This window comes from Streptomyces bohaiensis, from assembly GCF_012033785.1.
GTDB lineage: Bacteria > Actinomycetota > Actinomycetes > Streptomycetales > Streptomycetaceae > Streptomyces > Streptomyces bohaiensis.
In genome coordinates this window covers 1-23,855 of sequence record NZ_JAAVJC010000055.1, presented here as the reverse complement: position 1 = coordinate 23,855, position 23,855 = coordinate 1, and the positions used below count along the sequence as shown (strand labels likewise).

General features: G+C 74.0%; 18 protein-coding genes and 1 CRISPR repeat array. Of the genes, 9 read left to right on the top strand and 9 right to left on the bottom strand.

Features of this window, described 5'->3' with window-relative positions; all coding sequences use genetic code 11:
• Positions 1-123 precede the first annotated feature (123 nt).
• The 3 genes from dapD to HCN52_RS09345 all read left to right on the top strand — a co-directional run bounded on the left by dapD (position 124) and on the right by HCN52_RS09345 (position 5,139).
• A complete protein-coding gene (dapD, locus tag HCN52_RS09355) occupies positions 124-1,107 on the top strand; it encodes a 2,3,4,5-tetrahydropyridine-2,6-dicarboxylate N-succinyltransferase (protein WP_168087924.1) in 984 nt (327 codons plus the stop codon).
• A gap of 358 nt (positions 1,108-1,465) precedes the next feature.
• Positions 1,466-2,977 (top strand): hypothetical protein, encoded by a 1,512-nt coding sequence (locus tag HCN52_RS09350; RefSeq protein ID WP_168087923.1) that lies wholly within the window; start codon positions 1,466-1,468, stop codon positions 2,975-2,977.
• Between the two features lie 184 nt (positions 2,978-3,161).
• Positions 3,162-4,229: a CRISPR direct-repeat array (repeat unit 29 nt; unit sequence CTGCTCCCCGCACACGCGGGGGTGTTCCC).
• Between the two features lie 361 nt (positions 4,230-4,590).
• Complete coding sequence (locus tag HCN52_RS09345) at positions 4,591-5,139, top strand: VOC family protein (RefSeq protein WP_168087922.1); 549 nt, start codon at positions 4,591-4,593, stop codon at positions 5,137-5,139.
• A gap of 339 nt (positions 5,140-5,478) precedes the next feature.
• On the opposite strand, the gene HCN52_RS09340 is transcribed toward HCN52_RS09345, so the two are convergent.
• The 5 genes from HCN52_RS09340 to HCN52_RS25320 form a co-directional block, all read right to left on the bottom strand.
• Positions 5,479-6,159: a GntR family transcriptional regulator gene (locus HCN52_RS09340; RefSeq protein ID WP_168087921.1), complete on the bottom strand. Its 681-nt coding sequence runs from the start codon at positions 6,157-6,159 to the stop codon at positions 5,479-5,481.
• A 240-nt stretch (positions 6,160-6,399) separates the two neighbouring features.
• Positions 6,400-7,023, bottom strand: coding sequence for a histidine phosphatase family protein (locus tag HCN52_RS09335; protein ID WP_168087920.1), 624 nt, complete (start codon positions 7,021-7,023; stop codon positions 6,400-6,402).
• 137 nt (positions 7,024-7,160) lie between these two features.
• On the bottom strand, positions 7,161-7,367 hold the full coding sequence (locus HCN52_RS09330; RefSeq protein ID WP_168087919.1) for a DUF397 domain-containing protein: 207 nt from the start codon (positions 7,365-7,367) through the stop codon (positions 7,161-7,163).
• Between the two features lie 172 nt (positions 7,368-7,539).
• Positions 7,540-7,746, bottom strand: coding sequence for a DUF397 domain-containing protein (locus HCN52_RS25325; RefSeq protein ID WP_168087918.1), 207 nt, complete (start codon positions 7,744-7,746; stop codon positions 7,540-7,542).
• The gene (locus HCN52_RS25320; protein WP_168087917.1) at positions 7,743-8,582 is read right to left on the bottom strand and encodes a helix-turn-helix domain-containing protein; all 840 of its coding nucleotides are present in this window, start codon (positions 8,580-8,582) and stop codon (positions 7,743-7,745) included. Before HCN52_RS25320 ends, HCN52_RS25325 begins: the two co-directional genes overlap by 4 nt.
• 94 nt (positions 8,583-8,676) lie before the next feature.
• Here HCN52_RS25320 and HCN52_RS09315 point away from each other — a divergent pair, with 94 nt between their 5' ends.
• Both HCN52_RS09315 and HCN52_RS09310 read left to right on the top strand, forming a co-directional pair.
• Entirely contained in the window at positions 8,677-8,850 is a 174-nt protein-coding gene (locus HCN52_RS09315) for a hypothetical protein (RefSeq protein ID WP_168087916.1), read from the top strand.
• A 64-nt stretch (positions 8,851-8,914) separates the two neighbouring features.
• Entirely contained in the window at positions 8,915-9,298 is a 384-nt protein-coding gene (locus HCN52_RS09310) for a hypothetical protein (RefSeq protein ID WP_168087915.1), read from the top strand.
• A 446-nt stretch (positions 9,299-9,744) separates the two neighbouring features.
• Here the strand turns inward: HCN52_RS09310 and HCN52_RS09305 are convergent, their stop codons facing one another.
• From HCN52_RS09305 to HCN52_RS26150, 4 genes are all read right to left on the bottom strand, one after another.
• Positions 9,745-10,647 (bottom strand): ABC transporter ATP-binding protein, encoded by a 903-nt coding sequence (locus HCN52_RS09305; protein ID WP_168087914.1) that lies wholly within the window; start codon positions 10,645-10,647, stop codon positions 9,745-9,747.
• The gene (locus tag HCN52_RS09300) at positions 10,647-11,732 is read right to left on the bottom strand and encodes a FecCD family ABC transporter permease (RefSeq protein WP_168087913.1); all 1,086 of its coding nucleotides are present in this window, start codon (positions 11,730-11,732) and stop codon (positions 10,647-10,649) included. The genes HCN52_RS09305 and HCN52_RS09300 overlap by 1 nt, the downstream gene beginning before the upstream one ends.
• Positions 11,732-12,787: an ABC transporter substrate-binding protein gene (locus HCN52_RS09295; protein ID WP_168087912.1), complete on the bottom strand. Its 1,056-nt coding sequence runs from the start codon at positions 12,785-12,787 to the stop codon at positions 11,732-11,734. The genes HCN52_RS09300 and HCN52_RS09295 overlap by 1 nt, the downstream gene beginning before the upstream one ends.
• Before the next feature lie 188 nt (positions 12,788-12,975).
• Positions 12,976-13,620: an eCIS core domain-containing protein gene (locus tag HCN52_RS26150; RefSeq protein WP_312876622.1), complete on the bottom strand. Its 645-nt coding sequence runs from the start codon at positions 13,618-13,620 to the stop codon at positions 12,976-12,978.
• Between the two features lie 497 nt (positions 13,621-14,117).
• Here HCN52_RS26150 and HCN52_RS09285 point away from each other — a divergent pair, with 497 nt between their 5' ends.
• The 4 genes from HCN52_RS09285 to HCN52_RS25315 form a co-directional block, all read left to right on the top strand.
• Positions 14,118-14,972: a DUF4132 domain-containing protein gene (locus HCN52_RS09285; protein ID WP_168087911.1), complete on the top strand. Its 855-nt coding sequence runs from the start codon at positions 14,118-14,120 to the stop codon at positions 14,970-14,972.
• Positions 14,969-19,990, top strand: coding sequence for a hypothetical protein (locus HCN52_RS09280; protein WP_168087910.1), 5,022 nt, complete (start codon positions 14,969-14,971; stop codon positions 19,988-19,990). The genes HCN52_RS09285 and HCN52_RS09280 overlap by 4 nt, the downstream gene beginning before the upstream one ends.
• Positions 19,987-21,192, top strand: a complete 1,206-nt coding sequence (locus tag HCN52_RS09275) for an ATP-binding protein (protein WP_168087909.1) — start codon at positions 19,987-19,989, stop codon at positions 21,190-21,192. The genes HCN52_RS09280 and HCN52_RS09275 overlap by 4 nt, the downstream gene beginning before the upstream one ends.
• Positions 21,193-21,197: 5 nt before the next feature.
• Positions 21,198-23,855, top strand: a 2,658-nt coding sequence (locus HCN52_RS25315; RefSeq protein WP_312876621.1) for a DUF5682 family protein, incomplete at its 3' end; no start/stop codon positions are given.

Sequence of the window (23,855 nt, the reverse complement as noted above, 5' to 3'; positions counted from 1 at the left end):
CCGCCGCCCGGCCGCCGCCCGGCCACCGTCGGTGCGGTCGTCGGTGCGGTCGTCGGCCGACGCGCCGGTCCGCGCCCCGGACCGGTTGGCCCGGGGCTCCGACCGCCGGTTAGCGTGTGGACCATGACCGCACCTCACACCGCCTCCGGCGCCGTCGCCACCGGCCTCGCCACCGTCACCCCCGACGGCACCGTCCTCGACACCTGGTTCCCGTCCCCCGAACTCGTCACCGAGCCCGGCCCGGCCGGCAGCGAGCGCCTCAACCCGGTGCACGCCGGTGAGGCCCTCGGGGAGAGCGTCGCCCAGATCCTCGGCCCGGACCCGGTCCGCGGCGTGGAGATCGTCGCGGTGCGCACCGTCATCGCCTCCCTCGCCGACAAGCCGGTCGACGCGCACGACGCCTACCTGCGTCTGCACCTCCTCAGCCACCGGCTGGTCGCCCCGCACGGCGCCAACCTGGACGGCGTCTTCGGTCTGCTCGCCAACGTCGCCTGGACCTCCCTCGGCCCCGTCCAGGTCGACCGCGTCGAGCACGTCCGCCTCGCGGCCCGCGCCACCGGCGCCCACCTCGCCGTGACCAGCGTCGACAAGTTCCCCCGGATGACCGACTACGTCGTCCCCGCCGGGGTCCGCATCGCCGACGCCGACCGCGTCCGCCTCGGCGCCCACCTGGCGTCCGGCACCACCGTGATGCACGAGGGCTTCGTCAACTTCAACGCGGGCACCCTCGGCACCTCGATGGTCGAGGGCCGCATCAGCGCCGGGGTCGTCGTCGGCGACGGCTCCGACATCGGCGGCGGCGCCTCGATCATGGGCACCCTCTCCGGCGGCGGCAAGCAGACCATCTCGCTCGGCGAGCGCTGCCTGCTCGGCGCGGAGGCCGGCATCGGCATCTCGCTGGGCGACGACTGCGTCGTCGAGGCCGGGCTGTACGTCACCGCGGGCACCCGCGTGACCCTGCCGGACGGCGAGACCGTCAAGGCCGTGGAGCTGTCCGGCGCGAGCAACCTGCTGTACCGCCGCAACTCCACCACCGGCACCGTCGAGGCGCTCCAGCGCACCGGCTCCTGGGGCGGCCTCAACGCCGCGCTCCACAGCCACAACTGACGCAGCCGGGGCGCGGTCCGCTCCGTCGCCCGCTGCCCGTCCGCCCTGGTTTCCGGGCGCGGACGGCGGTCGGACGACCTGGCGGAGTCCGTAGGCGGTCGGTCGAGGGGCCGGGCGGGTCGAACCCCGCCCGGCCCCTCGCGCGTCGCCGGGGACGGGTTCGCGCGCCCGGTCCCGGGGCCCGGGCGGGGAGGGGCGGGAAGGGCCGCCCGGTGGGGCCGGCAGCGGCCTTTCGGCTCACTGTCGGCGGCGTGTCGGCTGGACACGCGATCGCGTCCGTGGAGCGGGCCCGGGGTGGACAAATCCACACTAGGCTGGGGCACCGCCGAAGCCCAGCGCGACCGAGGAGCACCGCACGATGACCCGTGCCGACCGTCCCATCCTGCCGCCCGTGCGGCTGCCCGACGAGGCCGAGCTGGCGCGGGAGGCGCTGACCTCCCCGCTGCTCTCCCGCGCCGCGCAGCTCGCCCACTGGGCCGAGTCCGGAGTGCGCGTCGGTGCCGGCGGTGAACTGCTCGACGCCGACCTCGTACGCGCCGTCGCCCACCTGGAACTCTCCGACGACGAGGACGGCCCGGCGGCCACCGCCGAGGCGTGGTGCTTCGCCGTGGACACCGGCCTGATGGAGATCGAGGAGGACCAGGGCGTCGACAGCGACGGCGTGCCGGACGACGGCGAGACCGCCGTCGGCACCGCCCGCGCCGGAGAGGAACTGGCGCTGCTCGACGGCGGCACCCCGTCCGACGTGCTGGAGATCTGGGCCGGCGGCCTCGACGCGGTCCTCGCGGACGCGGCGACCCCCAGCTTCGAGTCGCTGCTCTCCGGCATGGAGGGCGCGGTGGACGACGCCGGGGAGATCGACCCGAACTCCATCGACCTCGACGCGCTGGACTGGGACCCGGAGGAGGAGGGCGAGTTCCTCGACACCGTCCTCGCCAACCTCTACATGCTGACCGCGGGCGACACCGACGTGGCCGAGGGCGCGATGGTGCCGCTGCCCGTCGTCGCCGCCTCCCTCGTCGTCCCCGACGACATGCGGGAGCCCACGGACGAGGTCCTCGAAGAGGTCTCGACCGTCATGATGCGGCTGGACGAGCAGTTCCGCGTGCTGACCGGTACCGGCCTGCTGGAGTACGACCCGGTGGACGACGCACTCATCACCATGGAGGGCGAGCCCGAGGCGCCGCCGCTGCCCGACGACGAGGAGGACCTCACCCGCTACGGGCAGGTCCGCCTCACCACCCTCGGCCTGTACGGGGTGCGGGAGCGCATGCTGGGCGCCGGCCTCCAGGTCCCGACCGTCGGTGAACTGGCGGGGGAGAAGGCCGAGGTGCTGCTGCTGGCCCTCACCGACCTGCCCGAGCCGGCCGCCCAGGCGGAGGCCACCGCGTGGATCGCCGCCCGTGAGCCGCAGGACGCGGCGCGCGAACTCCTCGACGCCGCCCGCGGCGACGACCCGCTCGCGCCGGGCCGCCGCCTCACCGCGCAGCTGGCGCTGTCGGTGCTCGGCCCGGAGGGCGAGCCGGCGCTGCGCGGCGTGCTGGACGACCGGCACCTCGGCGGCCTGGCCCGCGTCTGGCTCACCGAGCGCGGGGCCGCCGACGTGCCGCCGCCGTCCGAGGAGCTGATCTTCTGGCTCACGGTCGACACCCTCGCCGCCCAGCTCGACAACGAGGACCCGGCGGGGCTCCAGGAGCTGGTCAGCGGGCTGTCCGCGCAGCACAGCAGCTTCTTCGAGCACGCCTGGCAGGTGGACCACCCGGCCACCACCGAGGTGCTGGAGGCCGTGGGTCGCCTGCACCCGGACGAGTCGCTGGCCAAGGAGGCCCGCGCCGCCGCCGAACGCGCCCGCAGCCGCACCACCGACTGACCCCGCGCAGCCGCGCACTCCGACCGCGCCGCACCCCGACCGCGCCGCCCCGGACCGGGCTCCCCGCCCGGGGCGGCGGCGGTGGCGGTCGACTGACGCGAGGAGAGGAATGGGAGAAATGCCGGAGTTTGGCAAAGTAAGTAAAATCCTGTTACTCGCCAGTTAACGCACCAGGTCGCGCACTCTGCTCCCCGCACACGCGGGGGTGTTCCCGATGCCCATGCCGCGCCCGACGGTGATGACGTCTGCTCCCCGCACACGCGGGGGTGTTCCCCGGCGGCGGTGCAGGCTGCCGTACCCGCGCTGCTGCTCCCCGCACACGCGGGGGTGTTCCCGCCTCGTCCCCGTCGTGCGACAGCTCACCGGCCTGCTCCCCGCACACGCGGGGGTGTTCCCCGAACGGCACAGCCATCCGGGCCATACGGAAGCTGCTCCCCGCACACGCGGGGGTGTTCCCAGGCCTCCAGCGAACGGTTCCACATAGTGCCGCTGCTCCCCGCACACGCGGGGGTGTTCCCGTCGAGAGCGGGAAGAACAACATCTCGGTGGACTCTGCTCCCCGCACACGCGGGGGTGTTCCCGCGATCTACGACCGGATGCACCAGGCCGGGCTCTGCTCCCCGCACGCGCGGGGGTGTTCCTCTCGGGGACCAGTTCGGGCTCTCCCTCTACGACTGCTCCCCGCACACGCGGGGGTGTTCCCTCGGCCTGGTGCCGTCTGCCACCGTGGAGATCCTGCTCCCCGCACACGCGGGGGTGTTCCCACCAGGGTGCCCACCGCGATGCGCACTCGGTCCTGCTCCCCGCACACGCGGGGGTGTTCCCACCACCCGCGGCGCGCGGGCGGCGAGCTCCTCCTGCTCCCCGCACACGCGAGGGTGTTCCCGCCACCGAGGTGGCGACGACGAGGACCAGGAGCTGCTCCCCGCACACGCGGGGGTGTTCCCGACGCGGCGTTGCGCACCCCTCGGGCCATGCCCTGCTCCCCGCACACGCGGGGGTGTTCCCAGGGGCCGCGGCCGGCGATCCCGGGCTCACGGCTGCTCCCCGCACACGCGGGGGTGTTCCCCCGGCCACGGCTCTGGGTGTCGTCGCCGCAGGCTGCTCCCCGCACACGCGGGGGTGTTCCCGCCAGCCGTCAGGGCCGATCTGCCATGCGCAACTGCTCCCCGCACACGCGGGGGTGTTCCCGCCACCGAGGTGGCGACGTCGACGTCGGCGTCCTGCTCCCCGCACACGCGGGGGTGTTCCCGACCGCATCCGTGAGTGCTCCGCGCCGCTCCTGCGCCATGCAGGCATGCCTGTCTGCTTGGTACGCGCTGCTGGCGTGGCACACCGTCAGTAGAATCTAGAGAATCAGTTGACATCTCGTTAATACTTCGTAGGGTTGAGGTGTCTCGTGAACCGCGAGGCGCCCGCCGGGCCATAGGTGGTCTGTGTGGGGGTCGCTCACCCGTGCTGCCTGGCGCGAACTGAGCAGTGACGGGCCCTCTGCGGCGCCAGGTGTCGGGCACGCTTGCCTGGGGCGTGCCGCCGTGAGCTTTCGTGGCCCCCGGCTTGTGCGGCGAAGTGAACGACGGTTCGTCCCTGCCATTGATGACGGAGATCATTCCATGAGCGCTCGTGCGCAGTTGCCGTTTCGGCTGCACCATTACGGCTGGATCGTTGATGATCAAGAGGTGAATCGACGGTTCTACGAGGAGGTTGTCGGGCTGCCGCTGATCGCCACGTGGACCGAGGTCGAGATGATCGGGGATACCGAATACGCGCTGTCCCACACCTTCTACGGTCTGGCTGACGGAAGCGCACTGGCCTTCTTCCAGATGGCGGACCCTGGTGCCCAGGAGCGTTTCAACACCAGCATCGCCCCCACGCCCATGCGGCACATTGCCCTGAAGGTTGACCGGGAGACCCAAGATGCCGTTCGTGACCGTCTGGCAGAAGCCGGATATGCGGAGCCCGAAACGTTCGTGGTGGACCATGGTTACTGCGTATCGCTCTACACGGTGGACCCGAATGGCTTGCAGCTAGAGTTCACGGTCGACCACCCCGAGATGGAGCGCATCAACGCGAAACGGCTTCGCACGGCTCACGCCGATCTCGCACGCTGGCTGGGCGGTGACCACCGCAGTAACAATGAGTGGCGTGTCCCGGGGGCCTGACTCGTCAACGATGCCGCGCTGGGGGCAGGTTGCCCGACAGCGACGCCGAAGGCTCTTCCTCGCCACGCCGTAACGCGCTTCCTCTGCCGAGGACGGCCGACTGCTCGGGCGGCCGGGAGACAGCCCTCTCCGCGCTGCGGGGCTGTCAACGCCCTGCGCTGTACAGGTGAGGCGAGGTGGAGCCCGCCCGGCGGGTTGGGTGCCGGATGTGCCGGTCGACGTACGCAGCAGGGCGGCGGTTCGCCGTTGAGGCAGCGGAGGAGCCAGTCGAGCGATGGCGGTCGGGAGTGCTGCGGGGGAGTGACTGTCCTGGGCGTCGACCGAACCGTAGCGCGCGGCTCACGACGGTGGGCCGGGTGCTCTCGTCGACCCGATGAACCCTTCCGTGGTGCGTTGGATGTGCTGGGCAATCAGACATGCGGCCGTCAACTCGTCGCGCTCGAGGACTGCATCAAGGATCTGACGGTGCTCGAAAGCGCTGTCCCGCTCGGCCTCTATTGCTCTCACTCCTGGGGTCCAACGGTAGAGCGACGCAGTCTCTCGCAGGGATGTGGCCACGGATAGAAGCGTTCCGTTCTTGCCGCCCCTCAGTGCCGCGGCGTGGAATGCCTCGTGTGCACCGATCCACGCGTCGTTCACCGTGCCGGACTCCGTCATTCTGGGAGTCTGTGCGAGAACGTGGTGGGCGGCGATCACTGAGGATTCCCATTCCAAATCACCTCGCGCGATTGCGTGGCGAATCAGCAGGCTCTCGATTTCCATCCTGGCCTCGGTGATTTCCCGGAGCTCCGCCACCGTCAGTGCGCGAACACGGAATCCCTGTTGCGGGAGGGCCGCGGCCAGACCCTGCTCAGCCAGACGCACCAGAGCCTCGCGGATGATCGACTGGCTCACGGTGAACCGGTCTGCCAGATCGACGAAACGGAGGCGGGAGCCAGGAGGGAGCGTGCCGCACAGGATCTCCCGGCGGAGGCTCTCGTAGACGTGCTCGGACCTGGTGGTGGAGGTGTGGCTGGGCATGCCGCTATTCTATCCGGCGCCGCGAATTGGGAGATTTCTCGCGAATCCGAGAAGCCTGTCGTCGGTACGCGTGCTGCCTTCACGCACGCGATGTGCAGCGGAAGCAACTGGGGAAGGACTGCCGCGCCCCGCGTTCGTACACCCCGCCCTGCCAGTCAGCCGTCGACGAGTGTTGCGGGTGTGGTTGCCCGGCGATGTCGACGTGGAGCGCGACGAAGGTGCGACCCCTTGCTGCGGCTCTCACACGCGCAGCTCCGGTGGGAGGCCGGTCCAGCGGATGCCGGCGGGGAGGTGGCCCGTGTCGTTGAAGAGGAGCACGGTGGCGGGGCGGTCCGGGGCGTAGCGGATGACGGTGAGGCCCGCGTTGGCGTGGTTCATGCCCATCCAGCGCCACTTCGGCGCGTCCATGGCTGCTCGGACGAGCCAGCCGATGAGAAAGGTGTGGGTGACGACAAGTTCGTGTCGGGGCTCGTCCCCGGGCACCGGGCCGGTGAACATCTCGACCGCTGAGGCCGCGAGTGCCGATCCGGTCTCGCGCTCTTCCACGGTGATGCGGTTCAGGAACTCGGTCCATGGTTCGGCCACCGTGGGCGGCAGCTCCTCGTGGGCCGGCGTGTCGGGTATGTAGTCGCCGGCCGCTTCGGACCGGTACTGGGGGAGCGCGCCGAGTTGTTCGCCGACCAGGTCGGCGGTCTCCTCCGCGCGCGGCAGTGGCCCGTGGTGGATCGCCGTCAACGGTGTCTCGCGGAGGCGCCGTCCGAGGAGCACGGCTTGGCGGCGGCCGGCATCCGTCAGCCCGGCCCCGTCCGGGGCTGCCTCGGCGTGACGGGCGAGGTAGAGGACGCGGGTCGCACTGCCGGTCATGGATGTGCCTCTCAGCCTTGATGATCTACGGGTGCGGTCTGCGGGGTGCTTCACTCAGGAGCGACCGGGGACGGCCGTCGCGCAAAGCGCCGCCACACCGGTGGCGTGGCGGCGCTTCAGCCGCAAGGCAGTGCCGGTCAGCCCTGGATGGTGCTGGACTTGATGCCGTTCACGAAACTGGCGAAGGCAGCGCCGGGCACTGCGAGCGCGGGACCTGCTGGTCTCTTGGAGTCGCGGACGGGGACCGTGCCGTGGGTCGCGACGAGGCCGGCGGTCACCTCGACACAGTCGCCGCCGTTGCCGCTGTAGGAGGAGCTGAACCAGCCAACCGATGCATGGAACATGAGGGCTACCTTCCTGATCGTTCGCGATCGACTCCGCACTTCCATCAGACGCCCGCGAGCCGCACAGGGCTCCCGCCCAGGGTCACCACCGGCAGGACCGGGGCCGTCCTGTTGCCCCGCGATTCCCCCGCTGCGCGGGCCGCAGCGGGGGAGGTACGTGCTGGTAGCGCGGTCAGCTGGTGACGGCGTTCGGCTTGACGCCATTGATGAAGGCCGCGAAGGCGGTCGCCGGCAGTTCCAGCACCGGGCCGCTGGGATTCTTGGAGTCGCGGACGGGGACCGTGTCGTGGGTCGCGACGAGGTTGGTGGCGACCTCGATGCAGTTGCCGCCGTTGCCGCTGTACGAGGACTTGAGCCAGCGGGGGGATTCGGTCGTCACGGAAGACCCTTTCGTGTCTGGTTGATCATGGCCACAGACGCGGCGGGGGACAGCGCCTCGCCCTGCAACTGATGGTATGCCGTCAACATGGGCATGACGGAAGCGCTGGATCGGTCCAAGTGCCCTTGGGACTGGGACTCCGCGTAGCAGATGACCGAGCGGTCGGTCAGCGTCAGCAGATTGACCGGGAGGTTGAACGACCGCCGGGCGCCCAGACTGTGTGGCGCGACCTGGATGATCCAGTTTGGTCGGGCGGCCACGTCCACAAGGTGCTGGAGCTGCGCGCGCATCACACTGGGGCCGCCCACGGCATGATGTAGGCAGCTCTCGTCCATCACGACGAACATCATCGGCGGCTTGGGGCGGAAAAGGGCTGCTTGACGCCCGGCAAGGAATGCGACTCGCTCTGAGGCCTGCTCGCCAGTGATAGCACCACGTTCGACGTGGCCGTCTTCCTGAGCTTGGGCGTACTCCGGTGTCTGCAACAAGCCCGGGATGATGCCCACGTCATACAGCCTGATCTCTACTGCCCGACCCTCGTGGACGACGTACTCGGGGAAGCCGTTGAGCAGAGCGCCGTGTCGGATCTCGCCCCACTGGCGCTCGAAGCTCTCCGCGGTACCGACCAGTTCCAGGGCGATGTCCACGGCCACCGAGAACGGGCGGCTTGGCGACTTCCGAGTTGTTTCCACGCCCGAGACGTGCCGCCCCGAGTAGCCGATCCGGTCCGCCAGGTCGTCCTGGCGCCAGCCTCGCGCTTCCCGCGCGCTGCGCAGACGTGCTCCGTAGGCAGCCTCGGGGCTCGCCTCCGGGTTGAGTTCCTTGCGGTTGACCAACGTATCCGCCTCCCCGCGAACGTTGATGGGATGGCCGACAGTAGGCCACGCTGAGCCCGCTTGGTAGTGGAGAAGCTACGGAGAGGAACCAGTCGTGGGTGACGAGGTTGACCCCGATGACGCGGATCGCCCTGTTCAGGCCTGGGAGCGGCCTGAGCCGCCGGCGTCGGACGCCGGGATCGAACGGCTGTCCCTGGATGAACTCAGGCTGATAGTTGCCAAGTTGGGGGCCTCCGTCGATGCCCACTTCAAGGATCTGGGCAAGTGACTTTCCGCTGCTCGGTCGGCGGTGCTGCGGCCTCGCCCCCGCGACTCGCAGGGGTCCGGTCGTGATGGCCGAGCGTGCAGTCGACGGCTACTGGGCCGAGGCCAAGGTGCGGTCGCCGGATGCCGGCGGGGAGTGGTACCTGGCCGGGGCCTGGCTCGACACCGCTTCCGCCGCCGTGGCCTGGCTGCACGGCGAAGCGGAACGCCTCGCAGCCGTCCTGGAGTCGGTGGAGTCCGAGCAGGGCGGTCAGAGTGGCTACTCAAGCCCGGTGTCCTCCGTCTTCCGGGAGTGGGCGGCGGACGACGCGTTCCGGGCGGTGCAGTGCGCCGCCCTGGCGGACGGTCGGCCGGTCAGCGCCAACGCCCGCGGGAGTGACCGGATCTGCGGCGCTGCCGACGTTGAGGTCCTCTACTCCTTGTCAGCCCGCCCCGTGCTGCGCCCGCACTGAGCCGATGGTCGACCTGCGACCGCCCCTGACCCGCCCCTGCCGAGATGACCAGCGGTTCCCCCTCGCCGCTACGGCCCCGGCAGGGGCGACCGGCCGTGGCAGTACGGGAACGCCCACGGCTCGGGGCGGGCGCCGAGGTGGTCGACTCGGCGAGCGGGGTCGGCCGTCGGCTTAGCCCGGGTGGGCCACCCGGTGCAGGACGGCCGTTGCTGCCCCGCTCTCGGCCACCGCTACCCGGGCCCGCCTCCCCCAGTTCCTGGAACCGCTCGACGGCGAGCGTCGCCACCAGCGCTTGCTGGCGCCGGCAGCTCAGGTTCGTGCGCCGGGCCCTCGATCCGCCCGTGAAGACTGTGCCCCTCGGCGGGGCGGTCCTGTTCGAGCAGTGCACCGACCCGCCGCCCGAGCGGGCGGCGGGTCGGTCGGGGCGGGTGGTCAGCCGTCGCTGCTCAGCGGAGTGCCGGTCCGGCCGGTCGGTCGAGACGCTCCGCCTCGCCCCCGGCGGGGCTGTCGCTCCCGTCGCGGCCGCCGCCCGCGCGCGCCCGCCCGGGCGCCCGCGAGCGGATGATCATGTGCGGGTGCCCGCTGTCGGGGTGCGGCACCACGTGGGCGTCGACGCCGAAGACCTCGGTGAGGAGATCCGGCGTGAGCACCTCGTCCGGTGTTCCCGTGCGCACCGTCCTGCCGCCGGCGAGCACCACGAGCAGATCGCAGTGCTCGGCGGCGAGGTTGAGGTCGTGCACCGCGATCAGCACGGTGCCCCGGTGGTCGCGGACATGCCCCAGCAACTGCTCCTGGTTGGCCAGGTCCAGGTGGTTGGTCGGCTCGTCCAGGATCAGCAGCGGCGCCTCCTGCGCGAGCGCCCGCGCGAGGAAGGCGCGTTGGCGTTCGCCACCCGAGAGCGTCGCCACGCTGCGGTGCCGGTGGTGCTCCAGGTCGACGCGGCGCAGACAGCGGTCGATGACCTCCCGGTCGCTCTCCCGCGACCGGCCCAGCGGCCCGGCGTGCGGGATGCGCCCGGCGGTGACGATCTCCTCCACGGTGAGATCGAAGACGACAGCGGTGTCCTGCGGCACGGCGGCGATCAGTCGCGCCAGTTCGCGGCGGGGGAGTGTGCGCACGTCCCGCCCGTCGACCCGGACGACGCCCTGCTCGTAGGAGGTGTGCCGGTAGACGCAGCTCAGCAGCGTCGACTTGCCGGCGCCGTTCGGGCCGATCACGCCCACCACGCTGCCGTGCGGCACGTCGAAGGTCACGCCGTCCAGGATGCGTCTGCCGCCCTTCGTCACACGGAGACCGGAGATGCCGAGCGCCGGCCCGGCGGACGGTTGCTCTGCTGCGGTACGGGCCATCAGGACTCCCCGAATCGGACGCTGCGGCGGGCCATCAGCAGCAGGAAGACGGGCGCTCCGAGGGTCGCGGTCACGACACCGACCGGGAGTTCCTCCGGCGGCATCAGCGTCCGCCCCAGCAGATCGACGGCGATCATGAACACCGCTCCCAGCACCGCCGCCACCGGAGCCAGCCGCCGGTGGTCGCTGCCGACCAGCAGCCGGGCCGCGTGCGGCACGATCAGTCCGACGAAGGCGATCACGCCGGAGAGCGCGACCGCGGTCCCGGTCAGACCCGCGGCCACCACGTACAGGGCGAGCCGCGTCCGGTCGGGGTCGATCCCGAGCGCGGCCGCGGTGGCGTCCCCGAAGAGCAGCGCGTTGAGACGCGGCGCCAGGAGGACGACGGCCACGACCCCGCCCACCAGCACCACGGTCGGCAGCAGCAACTGGTCCCAACGCGCGCCGGACAGGCTGCCGAGCAGCCAGAACAGCGCCGAGTTGGTGGCCGCGTGATCGCTGGCGCGGAAGATCAGGAAGTTGGTGACCCCCGCGAACCCGGTGCCGATGACGATGCCCGCCAGCACCAGCCGGCTGGAGGAGAACGTGCCGGTGAGGCGCACGAAACCCGTCACCGCGAGCAGCGCCAGCAGCGCCCCGCAGAACGCCGCCACGCCCACCGGCGCACCGCCGAACACCGAGGCGCCCAGGACCAGCCAGGCCACCGCTCCCAGCGCGGCACCGGAGGAGATGCCGAGGACGAACGGGTCCGCCAACGGGTTGCGCGTCACCGCCTGCGCGATGACGCCGACCGTCGACAGCGCCGCGCCGACCAGCACCGCCAGCAGCACCCGCGGCAGCCGCAGGTTCCAGACGATGTCATCCTGACTGAGCGTCCAGTGCCCGCTGTCGCCCATCCCCGTCAGCCGGTGCACGAGGATGCGCGCGACGATGTCGGGAGGGATCCGCACACTGCCGAGGCCGACCGCCACCACGGCCAGCACCAGGCCGCCGAGGACGAGCACGACGAGGAGCGCGGCGGTCCGCCCCCCGGAACGCCGCCGGGCCGGGGCGCGGTCGCGCTCCGCCGCTGTCACCGGCGGCATCAGTCGCCGAAGGCGTCGGGGTGGAGGACGCCGGCGAGCTTCTCGACCGCCTCGGCGTTGCGGACGCCGCCGATGTAGTACGACTCGGCGATCACCGGCAGGAAGGCGCGGTTCCGCACCGCGGTGACGTTCTGCAGCGCGGGGTGGTCGAGGAAGAACTCCTCGACCTCGGCGACGACCGCGTCGAACTCCTCTTCGGTCGCCTTGCCGAAGACCTCCAGCACGATGAGGTCGGGGTCGCGGTCGACGACGTCCTCCCAGCCCACGGACTGGTAGACCGCGTCGACGTCGCCGAAGATGTTCTCGCCGCCGGCCAGCGTGATGACGGCGTTGGACAGGTTCTGGTTGCCGACGGCGTAGGCGTCGCCCCGCCCGTCCTCCCAGCTGTAGGAGAACACCGCGGGCGGCTCGGCGTCGCCCACCGCCTCCCGCACGGCGGCGACGGTCTCCTTCATTCCGTCGACGACGGCGGTGGCCGCGTCCTCCTCGGCGAAGATCGCGCCGTAGTTCTCGACGTCCCGGTACACGACGGAGAGGTCCGTGACCGGCTCGGTGCGGTCGCAGGCCGCAGCGAACGCGTAGTACGACGGGATACCGCGTTCGGTCAGCTCCTGCTGCGAGAGCGCCCCGGCCGAGGAGTCGAAGTTCGACGGCCAGCCGCCAATGACGAAGTCCGGTTCGGCCGTCAGCAGCTGCTCGCGCTGGACGGGGACGAAGTTGCCGGGCACGTACTCCCCGCCGAGCTTGGGGAACGCGTCGGCCGTCTCCTGCAGGTCGGCCGGGAAGGCCCCCGGCCCGACGGCCTGCACCCCGGCGACCCGGTCCTCCAGCCCCATGGCGAGCAGGAACTCCAGCACGCTGGTGGTCACCGTCGCCACGCGCTCCGGGGGAGCGGTGAACGTGGAGGTGGTGCCCGAGCAGTCCGTCACCTCCCGGGTGCCGTACCCGGCGGACGCCCCGTCGTCGGCCGCGTCGCGTCCGCTCGGCTCCCCGCAGGCGGCCAGCAGGACGGTGCTCGTGCACACCGCGACCGCCACGGCTATCGGCCTCTTCATCGCGCTCAACTCCAGGACGGCGCCACCGGCCCCGCCGAGAAGCGGCGGGCGTCGACCTGAGGCGCTGAAGGTGAGTCGGACGCCGACGCCAGTGAGTTCCCGGGGCGCGCCGGTTCCGGCGCCCCGGCCCCGGGCGGTTCAGGCCGGTCCAGGTCGGCCCCCGACACGCACGGCCGACCGCGTGCCGCTCAGGCCGTGGCGTCCTCTGCGTGGTCGTCGGCGGCCGACCGCTGCGCGACCACCGAGGGGGCGAACTCCGCGCCGGCGGCGAACGCGGCGCCGTCAGCGGTCGCCGCCACCTCCGAGGACTGCCCCGGGTCGGTGACCGTGACCCCCGCGCCGTTGTCACGCCCGGTCTCCCTCACGCCGCTGAGGTTGGCGTTGAGGTGGCTCGCCTCGTGCGCGAGCGTCTCGGTGTCGCCGACGGCGGAGGCGCCGAGGAAGATGTGGTTGTCGATCGTCATCGCCCGCGCGCCCATGGCCTCGGTCGCCCGCTGCGCCGTCGGGTTGCTGTGCACCCGCCCCGCGGAGAGCCGGTCGTTCTGGTAGAACGACTGCGCCTTGGAGAGGAACGCGCCCGGGAGCTGCGTGCTCGGCGTCGCCATCGCCTCGTTGATGAGGTCGAGCTGCCCGGCGGATGCGGCGTCCGGCTGGCCGTGTCCGCACCCGGGACCGTGCTCGTGACGGGCCTCCTCCACGGCCCGCGCCACCGCGGCGTTGCCCGCCGCCTGCTGGAGCCGCAGCATCTGGTGGACCGGCGCGCCCCGCTGGGCGGCACCGCGCGACGCCTGCCCCGCGGCCGGCTGCCGACTCCCCGACCCGTGTGCGCGCACCACTTGCTCCCTCCGAGGCCGACGGTGACCCGCCCAGTATGGCCGGGGCCCGCCGCGAGCGGGACGTCCGGCGGGGCAGACACGAGGGCACACCGGGGCGCGGGCAGGCCGCGCGCGGGCGCCCCACGGCGGCGTGCGCGAGACCGCGACGTAGGCGAGACCGCGGCGTGAAGTGAGCGGCCCGCGCCCGTGTGGTGCGCTGCCGATCGAGGTTCACCGGCCGTCGCGTGGCCCTCCGCGACGGAAGAGGGGCGCACGGGTGCGAACCGCGGCGCGCGATTCGGCGTCCCTGGAGGACGAGCCACCTCACCAGGTGGTTCACCGATCCGCCGCGCGCCGTCCCGCGACAACCGGGCGCCGCCGGCGCCGCTTCGCCATCGCCGTGACCCCCGCCAGAGGGTCGTCTGTCAGTGGTGGGTCGTAGCGTTCGGGACACATGACCGAAGCATCTGTTTCCGGTCGTCCGTCAGTTGTTCGTGTGGCGTGGGAGGCACGCAATGGGGTGGGTGCAAGCGGGCGGTTACGAGGTAGCCCTCGAAGCGGGGAAGGTCGTCTGCCGCAACGCGTCGGGCAGGCGGCTGAAGAGCGTGCCGTCGAAGATCGGCGAGGACCCGGCGGTCGTCGGGCTGAAGCAGCTCGCCGAGTGGCTGGAACGCCATGAACGCGAGTGCCTCGCCGATGTCGAGCGGTGGATGGTGCGGTCGCTGCCGGTGCCGCTCGCCGCCCTCGGCGCGGTCTGGCCCGACCCGGCCTGGCAGGCGGTGCTCCGGGACCTCGTCGTCACCGGTGAGGACGGCACTGTCGCGGGGTTCCTCCGGGACGCCGACCCCGAGCGCGGTCTCGGCCTGGTCGACCTCGACGGCGACACCGTCCGTATCTCCCCGCCGCTCGTCCGCATCCCGCACCCCGTGCTGCTGGAGGACCTCGACGAACTCCGGGAGTTCGCCGTCGAACTCGGCGTGGACCAGCGCGCCGGCCAGCTCTTCCGCGAGGTCTGGCCGAAGCCCGCCGGGCTCGCCCCGGACACCGCCCACGTCGACACCTACGCCGGCGGCGTCTACAAGGAACTGCGCTTCCTGCAGGGCCGCACCGTCCAGCTCGGCTACCGGGTCCGCGGCGGCTACGCCGTCTGCCCCGTCGTCGAGAACGGACGGGCGGTCGAGTGCCGCGTCTGGATCGGGGACTACGACACCTACGGCGAGACCGAGACCGGCACCCTCGGCTGGTCGGACGCCGCCGGCCGCGCGCTGCGCGCCGGGGACATCGGGCCGGTCGCCTGGTCCGAGGGCATGCGGATGGCCGCCGCCCTGCACGCCGGACGCGACACCGAGGACGAGGAGAAGGCAGCATGACCGCTCAGGACGACACCACCACGGGCCTGCTGCTCGACGCCGGCGCGGTGCTGCCCACGGGCTCGACCGACCGTGAGGACGCCGACGTCCTCACCGCCCGCACCTACACCCACCCCGCCCTCGACGACCGTCCCGTCGTCCGGCTCGTCCCCGGGACCCTCGGCGAGGCGGAGGACCTCGCGCTGGAGTTCCTGGGCCTGGACCGTCGCGGGCAGCCGCCCGTCGTGGGCCAGGTGCGCCGCGAGACGCTCGGCTTCCCCGCCTGGGCCCTGGTCCACGACCCCGCCAACGGCCACCACGCGCTGGCGCTGGTCAAGGACATCGAACGCCTCGCCCGCCAGGCCAAGTCCCGCGCCGGCGCCGCCAAGGAGGGGTTCGAGGCACTCGCCGACCGCCTCGGCCGCGCCGTCCCCCACTTCCTCCCCACCTTCCACGAGCAGGCCGCCCGGATCTTCCTCCGGCACGAGAACACCACCTACGCCGCCACCTTCTTCGGCAGGGCACGTGAGGCCGAGCGCGTCCACGGCCTCCGCGTCGACGAGGACCGGCAGCGCGCCGTCTTCCTGGAGTTCGCCTTCGCCGGCGCCCTCACCGTCAAGGCACTCAAGGAGTACGTCCGCGACCTCTCCCGCCGGCTCGACCCGGCCGCGGCATGGCAGCAGTACCGGCAACTCGCCGTCGAGCGCTGCGCGGCGGGGCTGCCGCCCTACGCCTCCCTCCCGCAGGACGCCCGCGGGCTCATCAAGGCGGCCGGCATCGACCGGCAGGCAGCGGAGGAGGCCTTCCTCGCCGACCTGATCGCCTCGCCGTCGGTGGTGCGCGCCCCCGCCTCCTTCTGGAAGACGTACCGCACCGGCCTGGTCGACCTCGCCCGCCGCGAACCCGCCGTCCGCGCCCGGCTCCTGGAGATCCTGCCGACCGAACTCGGCGGCACCGTCGCCGCCGACGAGTCCTGGCTGTCACTGCTGACCGACAGCGGCGCCACCGACCTCCTCACCGCTGCCGATAGCGCCGTCGATGGCGACGGCGACGGTCCGCCCGACGACAAGGCCGCGCCCTGCCCCGCCGACTGGCTCTCCCGCTGGGCCGCCCACCGCAAGCACGGCGGCGCCACCTCCGACCGCTCACCCGCCACGCTCGACCTCGTCCGCCGCATGGCGCCGCGGCTGCGCGCGCTCGGCCGCCCGGTCGACCTCTTCGCCGCCCGCTGGCGCAAGGGCGCAGACCTCGACCTGCTGGACCTCGCCGCCGCCGAGCGCATCCCGCTGGCGCTGCCGCCCGCGGAGACCGAGGTCCACCTCGACCTCGACCGCTGGCTCCGGCAGGACCACCCCGACCGCCGCGACCTGACCGCCACCGCCGCCGACCCCCGACTGATGCCGCTGCTCCACCGTGCCGTCGGCTCCCTCGGCGACCACCGCACCTCCCGCGAGACCCTCGAACGCCTCGCCGCCCACCCCGTGCTCAGCCGCGTCCTCCACACCTGGCTGGGCGAGGCCGCCGACCGCTACCTCGCGGCCGCCGGCCTGCCCGCCGCCCGCCTCGCCCTCACCGAACTCCGGCCGTTCCGGCCGGTCGCCGCCGCCAACAACCCCGAGGCGGTCGCGCGGATCACCGCGCACCCCACCGCCCCGCTGCTCACCCGCACCCTGCGGGCCGGCATCTACGACGAACTCGGCTGGCCCGCCCTCGACCAGGCGCTCGGCCGCCTCGACACCGAGACCCGCGCCCCCTCCCAGCAGCACCGCGGCCTCGACGACCTGGTCGTCGCCGACGCCTGGCCCGCGCTCATCCTCGCCCGCCGCCACAAGGTGCTCGTCGTCGGCCCCGACGCCATCCTCCTCGACCACGACCTGCGCATCCCGGCCGGCCGCGACCGCCACTACCGCCCCCACTTCCGCTACGTCGACGGCGAGCTGCTGGTGATGTGGTGGCAGGACAACAGGCTCCACGCCTACTGGTCCCACCGCCCCACCGAGCTGTTCACCCCCGACGGCGAGAGCGTCCCCCGCTGGTGGTCCGGGACGACGGAGACCATCTCCCTGCCGCTGCCCGACGGCGGCCGAGCGACCGGCGGCCGTGTCCTCCACGCCGGCGACACCACCCTCCCGCCGATCCGGACCGTCATCTCCGACGGCACCACCCTCTGGCGCCAGGGCAGGCAGGGGCTTCACCACGTCTGGCTGGAGTACGACCCCGCCACCGGCAGCCACGGCCGCGCCTCCCTCCCCGCGCTGCTCACCGCCGGGGTCAGCGACGACGCCGACCTCCTCCACGAGGAGTGCCAGGTCCTGCCGCTCCAACCCGGCCTGGAGAACACCCCGTTCGGCACCGACGGCTCCGTGCTGGGCCGGTGGGTCCGCAGCGACCGCACCACCGGCGACCGCACCGTCGGCACCCCCGACGGCCGCACCGTCACCCTCACCGGGCACACCCCGCCCCACGTCCCCGTCCCGCTCGGCACCCTCGCCCTGCCCGGCGGCGCAGCCGTCGTCGCCGCCCGCACCCGCGGCCGCGTCGACCTGTACACCGCGGAGGACACCGGCCCCACCGGCGTCCTCGGCCACGTCGCCGTCGGCGGACGCGGCGGCGAGTACGCCTCCGGCACCCGCCTGGTGCCGCCGCTGGACCACTGGCACGCCCTCCGCCCCCGCGACGAGGCGGCCTCCCGCGCACTGCGCGCCCTCACCGACGCGCAGGTCGCCGAACTCCTCGACACGGCAGCGGCCCTGACCGCCGAGCACCGCGCCGCCCGCCCCGCGGACACGACCGGCGAGGACGCCGAAGCGCAGCGCTCCGCCGCCGCCGACAACCTCGACCAGGCGCTGCGCGCCGCCGTCAGCGCGGCGCTGCCCGCCGTCCGCGACTCCCGAGTGCTCACCGGCGTCCTCTCCCTGGTGCGCGTCACCCTCCGCCACACCGAGGCCGCCGCCGAGTTCGCCACCCCGCCCGCCGCCCCCCAGCCGCCCGCCAACCAGGAGATGTTCGCCGACCACAAGCCGGAACACGGCGACGACGGCACCCTCCGGCAGGCCGTCAGCCGTATCGGGGGCACCGGCGGCTGGTGGGGCGGCAGCGGCCACTGGACCGCGCTGCGCCAGATCCGCTCCGTCAACCACGTCCTCTCCGGCAACCCGGCCACCGGCAAGCCGCTGCCCGGCGCCCGGGCGCTGCCCCCGCTCACCGGCGGCTGGAGCTCCGAGGACCGAACCGTCCCCCGCTCCTACATCGACTGGGTGCCGCTCCTGGAACGGCTGCGCCCCCTCGCCTACCGCGCCGCCTCGCCCGCCCTCGCCGCCCACGAACGCACCGCGCTGCTCCTGCTCTTCCAGGCGATCAGCGAGGGCCCCCTCGCCCGCGCGGCAGGCGTCATCCGCCACATCCGGCTCAGCGAGGCACCCCGCGACCAGCACCGCAGGGACCGCGTCGGGCAGGTTCTGCGCCACGGCGACCGCACCGTCGTCATCATTTCCGGCGGCGGCACCGACCGGGAGACCGGGCGGATCGACTGGGAAGCCCTCGACCACGACCCCACCGGCCGCTTCGGCGCGATCGCCGACTTCGCCCTCGACAGCGCGGCGGTCTGCACCGAGCCCTGGACCGGGGAACGCCTCGCCCCCGTCGCCTGGCTGGTCACCGACAAGGGCCCGGCGCCGTGGAACCCCGACGCGGCCGCCGCCCTCGCCGAGGCCATCGGCGACGGCGCGAGCGGCCCCCTGGAAGCCGCCGTGCTCCTCGCCGCGCTGCCCGACCGCCCCGACTCCGCGGTCCTCGCCCCGACCGGGCTCAGGACCCAGCAGTGGAAGACCGGCCACGCCCGGCTCACCGCCCTCGGCGAGAGCACCACCTCCCAGCTGATCGGCGCGCTCCTCCCCGACGACCCCGCCCAGCTGTGGTCCGCCGGCCCCGACACCGCGGCCGCCGCCCGCCGCTGGACCGAACTCCGCGGCGACCGCATCCGGATACCCGAGGAACTCGCCCTGCTCGACGTGATCACAGGCGAACCCGAGCCGGTGCTCAACGCGGCGGCCACCCCCTGGCTCACCCGGACCACCGTGCAGCGCCTCAACGACCACGGACGCCTCGCCGCCGACGACCCCTACGCGGTCCCCAGCGGGCGGCAACTGGCCGGCGCCGTCGACGCGCTCGCATCCCTCGCCTACCACCTGCCCTACGGCGACCCGCTGCGCGGCCGCCTCCCCGAAGGACTCGCCGCACTGCGGCGACGCCTCGACGACCCCGGCCTCCTGGTCGAACTCCAGATCAACTGGACCGACACCGGCAAGCCCACCTCCGCCGCCCTCCGCACCGCCCACCAGCTGCCCCCGGCCGGGGCAGCGGCGCCCACCGGACTCACCCCCGTCGGCGAGGCGTTCGTCCTCTCGCCCTGGTACGGCAACGGCGAAGCCGTCCTCGTCCGCCCCGCCGGACTGACCGGCCCCGACGACCCCGCCCACGACCTCGTCGACGGGCTCCTCGGCAGCCGCGCCCACGGCGCCGCCGTGCTGCGCACCCTCCACGACCCCGCCTTCGCCCGTGCGCTCGCCGCGGACGGACCGCCCGGACACGCCCAGGACCCCTCCCACAGCGCCCCGGAACTCGTGGCGGAGGTGGCCGCCGCCCTCGGCCTCGGCGAGGACGCCGCCACCCTCTACCTCATGCTGCTCGCCCTGCCCGACCCCACCGACCGCAACTGCGTCCGCTGGACCGGCTGGAAGCCCGCACGCGCCAAGCGGGCCCGCGCCGAGCTGGCCGCCACCGACCTCGTCGTCGAGGCCAAGCGGGCCCGCGCCGGCCGCAGCCTCTTCCTGCCCTGCGGCTGGCTCGACTTCAAGGCGCCCGCCCTGCCGGTGGAGACCTGGAAGGAAGCGCTCTACCCCGTCACCGACCGCCGCCGCGCCGTCCCGCACCTCCCCGTGCCCGAACTGTTCGCCATCGCCTGGGAACGCGTCCGCTCCGACGACGGCCCCGCCTACGAGGAACTGACCACCCGCACCACCCGGAAGGGCCGCCGATGACCACCGCCGCAGGGAGCGGGCCGCACCGCCCCCCGTCCGCACCGGACGCCCCGGCGCCCGCCCGCCAGATCGTCCCGCCCGAAGAACTCCACGCCACCGAGCTGGCGTTCCTCGCCGCCCACGACACAGGCCCCCGCCCGCCGGGCTGGCATCTCACCCCCCGCGCGGTCGTCACCTTCGTCATGGGCTCCCGCGGGACGGCGCTCACCCTCCCCGACGACACCGCGCCCCCCGCCGGGGTGCCCCGGCGCCTCGTCGTCGAGGGCAAGTTCGTCGGCGACCGCGCCCTCGTCGAACGGTGCGTCGTCACCCTCGCCGGAGAGCGCGCCCTGCTGCTCACCGGCGAGCCCGGCACCGCCAAGTCGATGCTCTCCGAACTGCTCGCCGCCGCCGTCTGCGGCAGCAGCCAACTCACCGTCCAGGGCACCGCCGGCACCACCGAGGACCAGCTGAAGTACGGCTGGAACTACGCACAGCTGCTCGCCGGCGGCCCCAGCCCGGACGCGCTGGTGCCCTCGCCGATCCTCACCGCGATGCGGCGCGGCGCCATCGGCCGCGTCGAGGAGGTCACCCGCTGCCTCCCCGAGGTCCAGGACGCCCTGGTCTCGCTGCTCTCCGAACGGCGGATCGCCGTCCCCGAACTCGCCGGCGGCCCCGACGCCACCGCCCACGCCGCGCCCGGCTTCAACCTCATCGCCACTGCCAACCTCCGCGACCGCGGCGTCTCGGAGATGTCGGCCGCCCTCAAACGGCGGTTCAACTTCGAGACGGTCGGCCCCATCGGCGACCTCGACGCCGAGACCGCCCTCGTCCGCCGCCAGGCCCGCGCCGCCCTGGAACGCTCCGGCGCCGCCTTCCAGGTGGACGACACCGTGCTGGAAGCCCTCGTCACCGCCTTCCGCGATCTCCGGGAGGGACGCTCGGCGGAGGGCTGGGAGGTCGAACGCCCCTCCACCGTGATGAGCACCGCCGAAGCCGTCGCCGTCGCGGGCGCCCTCGGGCTGGCCGCGGCGTACTTCCCCGGCGACCGCGACGTGCTCGGGCTCCTCCCCGGCCACCTCCTCGGCGTGGTCCGCAAGGACGACCCGACCGACGCGGCCCGGCTCCGCGGCTACTGGGACGGCCCCGTCCGGCGCCGCGCCGAGGAGGGCTCCGCCACCTGGCGCTCCCTGTGGGACCTCCGCACCGAGTTGGAGGGCTGAGACCCGTGACCGCCGCCCCGGCCCGCGCAGCGCTCGCGGACCTGACCGCACCCGAGGCGCCGTACCTCATCGGTGTCCGGCACCACTCACCGGCGCTGGCCGCCGCGGTGCCCGCCCTGCTGATGGCGGCCGACCCGCAGGTGCTCCTCGTCGAGCTGCCGGCGGACATGCAGCCCTGGCTGCGGTGGCTGGCCGACCCCGCCACCACGGCGCCGGTCGCGCTGGCGGCGGTCCCCGCCCGGACCGTCGCCGGCGGCGGTCCGGGCACCGCGTTCTACCCGTTCGCGGAGTTCTCGCCGGAGTTCGCCGCCGTGCGCTGGGCCGCCGCTGCCGGAGTCCCGGTGGTCGCCTGCGACCTGCCGCTGGCCGACCGCGCCTGGACCACGGAGGCCGCCGCCCCCGCCCCCGCTGCCCCGCGGGCGGCCGGACCCGGCTCGCTGTGGCAGGCGCTGCGGGACGGGGTGACCGGCCGTGCCGGCGACGACCTCTGGGACCGCCTGGTCGAGGCCGCCGCACCGGGCTCCGCCCCCGAGGCCGTCCGGCGGGCGGCGCTGCTCGCCGGCTGGGCCCTGCGGCAGGACGCCGGGACGGCCGTCCCTGCCACGGACCTCGCCCGCGAGCGGCACATGCGGGGCTGCCTCGCCGCCGCCCGCGCCGACGGCCGACGCGTCGCCGCCGTCATCGGCGCCTTCCACGCACCGGCACTGTCGGCCGTGCCCGACGCGGAGGTCGAGGCCGTGCCCGCCACCGACCGGGCCGTGCCCGCCACCGACCCGACCGAGCCGGCGGGCGCCCGACCCTGGCCCCACCCCGACGCCGTGGTCCGCGCGGCGCTCCACGAGCACGGGGGAGACGGCGACGACCACCTCCCGGGCCGCACCCCCGGTCACGACCCCACCGCGGGGCACGCCGCCCCGCCCGAGGTGGCGCCGGACGGAGCGTGGTCGATCTCGCTCATCCCCTACACGTATGCGCTGCTCGACGAACGCTCCGGCTACCCCGCAGGTATCCGCGACCCCGAGTGGCAGCACCACGTCCTCACCGCGGGCGGCGACCCGGCGGCCGTCGCCGACGCACTCACCACCACCGCCGTCCGCATCACCGCCGCCCTCCGCGAGGCAGGCCACCCCTCCGGACCGGCCGACGCCCGCGAGATCACCCGCCTCGCCGGGGACCTCGCCCGTCTCCGCAACCTCCCCGCCCCCGGCCGCGGCGAACTCGCCGAAGCCGTCCAGACCGTCCTCGCCCAGGGCGAACTCCACGGCCGCGGACGCGCCGTCGCCCGCGCCCTCGACGAGGTCCTCGTCGGCTCCCGCACCGGCGCCGTCAGCCCCCGCGCACCGCGCGGCGGACTCGGACCCTCGGTCGAACGCGAGCTGGCGGAACTCGGACTCCCCGGCCCGCACGACACCGCCCGGCAGAGCCGAGACCTCCGGCTCGACCCGCTCCGTTCCGACCTCGACCGCCGCCGCGAACTGCTGCTCCGCCGCCTGGCCGTCTGCGGCGTCCCCTACGCCGAGCCACGCGAGGTCGCGGGCACCGGCGGCGGCGACGCCCTGACCTCCCGCTGGGAGATCCGCTGGACCCCGGCCACCGCCGCCGTGCTCACCGCGGCCACCGTGCGCGGCGTCACCACCGCACAGGCCGCCGAGGGCGTCCTCCGCGAGCGGCACCGCGCCGAGCAGGACGAGGGCGGCCCGACCGCCGCCCAGATCCTCACCGGACTCGCCGACGCCGCCGACTGCGGCGTCGTCGTCCTCGCCGACGAACGCCTCACCGAGCTGGCCGACCTCCTCCCCGGCTGCGCCACCCTCCCGGAGCTGCTGGCCGCGCTCTCGCTGGTCGACCGGGTCGGCTCCGGGCACATCCCCGGGCTCCCCGCCGACGTGGAGCGGGCCGACCGGGCAGCGGCCACCGCCGCCGCGCTGACCGCCGCGGGGGTGCGGCAACTGGACGGCCTCACCGGATCGGACGACACCGACGACGCCCGCGCGCTGGTCGAACTCGCCCACCGCGCCGATGTCTCCGGCGGCATCCGCCTCGCCGACGCCCTGACCCGCCTCGCAGCCGACGGCTCACCGCTCATGCGGGGAGCGGCCGGCGCCGCCCTCGTCCTGCTCGGGCAGGAGGAACCCGCCGTGCTGGGGGAGCGCGCGGCCGCCTGGTTCGATGCCGCCACCGACCCCGAGCGCCGCGCCGCGCTCACCGCCCGGCTCACGGGACTGCTGACCGCCGCCGGCCCGCTGCTGGAGGCCGTTCCGCACACTCTCGACCCCCTGCTCGGCCGCGTCACCGACCTGCCCGACCGCGACTTCCTCGACCGGCTCCCCGCGTTGCGCGGCGGCTTCGACACCCTGAGCCCGGCCGCCCGGGACCGCCTGCTCACCGTCGTCGAGGAGCGACTCGGCACCGCCCTGCCCGACGCGCCCGCCGACCCGGCGACGCTCGCGGCCAACGCCCGCGCCGACCTGGCCGCCCGCACCGTCCTCGAACAGCTCGGCCTCCTCCCGCCGCCGTCCCCGGCGACCGCCACCGCCGGCACCGTCCTCGACGGCCCGCCCGCCACCGCCGATGCGGCTGCCACCGCCGGCACCGCTCCCGCCGCCGAGACCTGCCCCACCGCCGTGGCCGGCGCAGCCCCACCGCCACCCGCCGAGCCGCCG